Source organism: Pseudomonas sp. AGC41 (assembly GCF_057334555.1).
In genome coordinates this window covers 6,193-11,390 of record NZ_JBHFJB010000058.1, presented here as the reverse complement: position 1 = coordinate 11,390, position 5,198 = coordinate 6,193, and the positions used below count along the sequence as shown (strand labels likewise).

Annotated in this window: 5 protein-coding genes; 1 reads left to right on the top strand and 4 read right to left on the bottom strand. The window is 61.1% G+C overall.

Translation table 11 applies throughout. The annotated features are described in order from the left end of the window. The 4 genes from ACE04F_RS11355 to ACE04F_RS11340 form a co-directional block, all read right to left on the bottom strand. The coding region (locus ACE04F_RS11355; RefSeq protein ID WP_486106730.1) for an IS110 family transposase at nt 1-266 on the bottom strand (266 nt) is incomplete at its 3' end. Between the two features lie 295 nt (nt 267-561). Beyond that, nucleotides 562-1,179, bottom strand: coding sequence for a TPM domain-containing protein (locus ACE04F_RS11350; protein WP_305496251.1), 618 nt, complete (start codon nt 1,177-1,179; stop codon nt 562-564). 27 nt (nt 1,180-1,206) lie between these two features. Beyond that, on the bottom strand, nt 1,207-1,953 hold the full coding sequence (locus tag ACE04F_RS11345; protein ID WP_486106728.1) for a TPM domain-containing protein: 747 nt from the start codon (nt 1,951-1,953) through the stop codon (nt 1,207-1,209). Nucleotides 1,954-1,996: 43 nt separating this feature from the next. Beyond that, a complete protein-coding gene (locus tag ACE04F_RS11340) occupies nt 1,997-2,605 on the bottom strand; it encodes a LemA family protein (protein ID WP_486106726.1) in 609 nt (202 codons plus the stop codon). Between the two features lie 260 nt (nt 2,606-2,865). On the opposite strand from ACE04F_RS11340, the gene bglX reads away from it, so the two are divergent. Next, complete coding sequence (bglX, locus tag ACE04F_RS11335) at nt 2,866-5,157, top strand: beta-glucosidase BglX (protein ID WP_486106724.1); 2,292 nt, start codon at nt 2,866-2,868, stop codon at nt 5,155-5,157. The last annotated feature ends 41 nt before the right edge of the window (nt 5,158-5,198 follow it).

The window sequence follows — 5,198 nt, the reverse complement described above, 5'->3', positions numbered from 1 at the left end:
TACACCTCAAAGCCCCTCGAATCGAGAAGCTCGAACAGCGGTATCCAATAGACACCGGTGGCTTCCATCGCCACGACTTTGATTTTCAGCGATTCCAGCCATTCGGCCAGCTTCACCAAATCCTCAGTAAAGGCCGGAAAACAACGAACCGGCTTGTCGCTTTGATCGGGATTGACGCCGACCCAGTGCTCGCGGCTGCCAATATCGATACCGGCACAATGAGGGTGAACGACTTCAAATCGTTTCTGCTGCTTCTTGCGCGCCATGACAATTCCTCGCAGGATTGAACGGCGCGCGGGGCACACGGTGTCGAACGGATTCACTCTCTCATACGTGGTCACAGCTTGCTGTGCCTACAACGACTCCACGCCGATACCGTGCCGGCCACTCTCCCTCGCGGGTGCGCACACACCAGTGATAGCTACGGCCTCTGTCCCCGCGCGCACCCAATATTAAGCCGAACACTTGTTTGCTGCGCGACAGCGCAGCGTCGGCGACGCGGCGGGGACTCCCTCGCCACAAAAGCGCTTTCGCCATGTAAATGGGTTGGCGGGAGATGCCTTAGCCGAGCACCACCAACCGATTCGGCAACTCATTGCGCGCATGGGTCACCGGTACGTGTTCCTTGAGCAGTTCGCCGCAGGCTTCGATGCACGTCACAAAGCCCTGCAACGTCTGCCCCTGGCGAACCTGCTGAGTAAACGCCGCGACAATCGCCTCCCAATGTTTATTGTCGAGCCGCTTGGAAATGCCCTCGTCCACCAGGATTTCCACATACCGCTCGGCCTCGCAAACGAAGATCAGCATGCCCGTGCCGTCCACCGTGTGGTGCAGGTTCTGCTCGAGAAATTGCCGGCGCGCCAGGTTCGACGCTCGCCAGTGGCGTACCGAGCGAGGGATCAGGTGCGTGGTGATGGCGGGAATGCGAAACAGCAGGCACAACCCGATGAAACTGCCCCATTGCACCAACAGCAAGCTGTGCAGGGTCAGCCAGCCGGTGAGGTAATGCGCCACGCCGGGCACCACCAAGGCCAGCAGGCTGGCCCAGAGCAGTGGGATGTAGGCGTAGTCGTCGGCGCGGGCAGCGAGCACCGTCACCAGTTCGGCATCGGTGTCACGCTCGACCCGGGCAATGGCCTCGGCCACCTTGCGTTGTTCGTGTTCAGTCAGTAATGCCATGTCAAGAATGCCTGCTCATTATTATGCTCACCAGCCGCCCGACGAACCGCCGCCACCAAAACTGCCTCCGCCACCGCTGAAGCCCCCGCCTCCGCCGCCACCGAAGCCACCGCCGCCGCTTCTATAACTGCTACCACCAGAACCGCCGCCACTGGGCAAAATACCAAGCAACTGGCAAACGCCGATCGTCAGGATGACCAGCATCACCAGGAAGATGATCAGCCCCGGATGCCGTTCGATGAAATCGCCCTCAGCCGACCCTGCCGTGTACGCAGGGGCCGGCTCATCCAGCGGACTGCCGCCCAACACCACGAGCATCGCCGCGACGCCGTCGCTGATGCCCTTGGCGAAATTTCCCGTCTTGAAGGCCGGGGTGATGACCTGATTGATGATGACCGAGCTCTGGGCATCGGTCAGCCGATCTTCCAGGCCGTACCCCACTTCGATCCGCAGTTTACGGTCATCGCGGGCGACGATCAGCAGCGCGCCGTTGTTTTTATCCTTCTGCCCGATGCCCCAGTGGCGGCCTAATTGGTAACCGAAGTCTTCGATGCTGGCGCCCTGCAGGTCCGGCAGAGTGACGACAACCACCTGCTCACTGGTCGCCTGCTCATGGGCCTTGAGTTGCTCATCGAGTTGCGTGCGCACCGCGGGCTCCAGCATCTGGGCGGTGTCGACCACCCGCCCGGTCAAGGCCGGGAACTTCAATTCGGCCTGGGCCGTAACTGCGAACACCCAGAGCAACAGCACCAGGCCAAACTTCAACGCGCGCATTGGAACCTCATCCGTGGGAATGCCATAGCCTGTGGAACAACGATCAGAACTTCACTTCAGGGGCTCTTTCGGCATTCGGGCTGGTCGCCTCGAAGGTTTCGCGGATCGGCAAGTCGCTGTACATCACGCTGTGCCACAGGCGGCCGGGGAACGTGCGGATTTCGGTGTTGTACTTCTGCACCGCCAGGATGAAATCGCGACGCGCCACGGCAATGCGGTTCTCGGTGCCTTCGAGTTGCGATTGCAAGGCCAGGAAGTTCTGGTTGGCCTTCAGGTCCGGGTAGCGCTCGGACACCACCATCAAGCGGCTCAACGCCCCACTCAACTGATCCTGGGCTTGTTGGAACTGCTTGAGTTTTTCCGGATTATCCAAGGTATTGGCATCGACCTGGATCGAGGTGGCCTTGGCCCGCGCTTCGATGACTGCGGTCAGGGTTTCCTGCTCATGCCGGGCGTAGCCCTTGACGGTTTCCACCAGGTTGGGAATGAGGTCGGCGCGGCGTTGGTATTGGTTCTGCACCTGGCCCCAGGCAGCCTTGGCCTGTTCATCCAGCGTCGGGATGTTGTTGATGCCGCAACCGGCCAGCAATGTTGTGAAGAGCATCAGGGCCAGCATTTGCAGGCCGCGAAGGTGGTTCAGTCGTGGATTCATCGGATCGAGCGCTCCCTTGCATTGCATTAAAAAAACACCGCCACCTATCTTACCGGCGTCTGGGGCATAATCGCCGCCGCACTGGATTGAATCGGGTCGATGGGCTAAAAGATGCCCGGTGCGAAACTTAGTTCATCCCCATGGGTTCGAAAGTGTGCTGCATTTATCCGGATACACCCGAACAACAATAGCCGCTCCTCACATTTAGGCTGACCGGCGTGTCCTGTTCACCGCCCTTTAGGCTTGCGAGAAAAACATTCATGAAGAAGCTGTGTCTGCTGGGCCTGTTTGTCACCCTGGCCACTCAACCCGTATTAGCCGACAACCTGCCAGCCCCCATAGAGAACAAGGACGCTTTCATCAGCAACCTGATGAAGCAAATGACCCTCGAGGAAAAGATCGGCCAGCTGCGCCTGATCAGCATCGGCCCGGAAATGCCCCGGGAGATGATCCGCAAGGAAATCGCCGCGGGTAACATCGGTGGTACGTTCAACTCCATCACCCGCGACGAAAACCGTCCGATGCAGGACGCGGCCATGCGCAGCCGGCTGAAGATCCCGATGTTCTTCGCCTATGACGTGATTCATGGCCACCGCACGATTTTCCCGATCCCCCTGGCTCTCGCTTCGAGCTGGGACATGGACGCCATCTACCGCTCCGGCCGTATCGCGGCCAAGGAAGCGGCGGCCGACAGCCTGGACATCACCTTCGCACCAATGGTGGATATTTCCCGCGACCCGCGCTGGGGCCGCACCTCCGAAGGTTTCGGCGAGGACACTTACCTGGTGTCGCGCATTGCCGGGGTGATGGTCAAGGCGTTCCAGGGCAGCGGCGCCAACGCCGCCGACAGCATCATGGCCAGCGTCAAGCACTTCGCCCTGTATGGCGCGGTGGAAGGCGGCCGGGACTACAACACCGTGGACATGAGCCCGGTGAAAATGTACCAGGACTACCTGCCGCCCTACCGCGCCGCTATCGACGCCGGTGCAGGCGGGGTGATGGTCGCGCTGAACTCCATCAACGGCGTGCCGGCCACCGCCAACACCTGGCTGATGCACGACCTGTTGCGCAAGGAATGGGGCTTCAAGGGCCTGGCCGTCAGCGACCACGGGGCGATTTTCGAGTTGATCAAGCATGGCGTCGCCCGGGACGGTCGCGAAGCGGCAAAACTGGCGATCAAGGCCGGCATCGACATGAGCATGAACGACTCGCTCTACGGCAAAGAGCTGCCAGGGCTGCTCAAGGCTGGCGAAATCGAACAGAGCGACCTCGACAATGCGGTCCGCGAAGTGCTGGCCGCCAAGTACGACATGGGCCTGTTCAAGGACCCGTACCTGCGCATCGGCAAGGCCGAGGATGACCCGGCCGACGTCTATGCCGACAGCCGCATGCACCGCGCCGATGCCCGTGACGTGGCGCGCCGCAGCCTGGTCCTGCTGGAAAACCGCAACCAGACCCTGCCCTTGAAAAAAACCGCAAAAATCGCCCTGGTCGGTCCACTGGCCAAGGCCCCGATCGACATCATGGGCAGCTGGGCCGCCGCCGGTCGCCCGGCGATGTCGGTCACCGTGTACGACGGCATGGCCCGTGCGCTGGGCGGCGAGTCGAAGCTGATCTACGCCCGTGGCGCCAATATCACCGGCGACAAGAAGGTGCTCGACTACCTCAACTTCCTCAATTTCGACGCACCGGAAGTGGTGGACGACCCGCGCCCGGCCCAGGAGCTGATCGATGAAGCGGTGAAAGCCGCCAAGGAAGCCGACGTGGTCGTGGCCGCCGTGGGCGAGTCCCGTGGCATGTCCCACGAATCCTCAAGCCGCACCGAGCTGAACATCCCGGCCAGCCAGCGCGAGCTGATCAAGGCCTTGAAAGCCACCGGCAAACCCTTGGTGCTGGTGCTGATGAACGGCCGTCCGCTGTCGCTGCTGGAAGAACAACAGCAAGCCGATGCGATCCTGGAAACCTGGTTCAGCGGCACCGAAGGCGGCAACGCCATTGCTGACGTGCTGTTCGGCGACTACAACCCGTCGGGCAAGCTGCCGATCACCTTCCCGCGCTCGGTCGGGCAGATTCCTACCTACTACAATCACCTGAGCATCGGCCGGCCGTTCACGCCGGGCAAGCCGGGCAACTACACCTCGCAATATTTCGACGACACCACCGGCCCGCTCTACCCGTTCGGCTATGGCTTGAGCTACACGACGTTCAGCCTGTCGGATATGGCCTTGTCGTCCACCACGCTGAACAAGACCGGCAAGCTCGATGCCAGCATCACCCTGCAAAACACCGGCGAGCGTGACGGTGAAACCGTGGTGCAGCTGTACATCCAGGATGTGACCGGGTCGATCATCCGTCCGGTGAAAGAGCTGAAGAACTTCCGCAAGGTGATGCTCAAGGCCGGCGAGAAGAAAGTCATCCACTTCGACATCACCGAAGACGACCTGAAGTTCTTCAACGCCCAGCTCAAGTACGCTGCTGAACCGGGCAAGTTCAACGTGCAGATCGGCCTGGATTCCCAGGACGTGAAGCAGCAGAGTTTCGAGTTGCTCTGAGCCAGCCGCACCGCAATCCCCCTGTGGGGGGGGGGGGGGGG

What these genes read in the sequence shown, in the direction of transcription:
- ACE04F_RS11350 (WP_305496251.1), bottom strand. Translation starts at nt 1,179, where the DNA reads ATGGCATTACTGACTGAACACGAACAACGCAAGGTGGCCGAGGCCATT.
- ACE04F_RS11345 (WP_486106728.1), bottom strand. Translation starts at nt 1,953, where the DNA reads ATGCGCGCGTTGAAGTTTGGCCTGGTGCTGTTGCTCTGGGTGTTCGCA.
- ACE04F_RS11340 (WP_486106726.1), bottom strand. Translation starts at nt 2,605, where the DNA reads ATGAATCCACGACTGAACCACCTTCGCGGCCTGCAAATGCTGGCCCTG.
- bglX (WP_486106724.1), top strand. Translation starts at nt 2,866, where the DNA reads ATGAAGAAGCTGTGTCTGCTGGGCCTGTTTGTCACCCTGGCCACTCAA.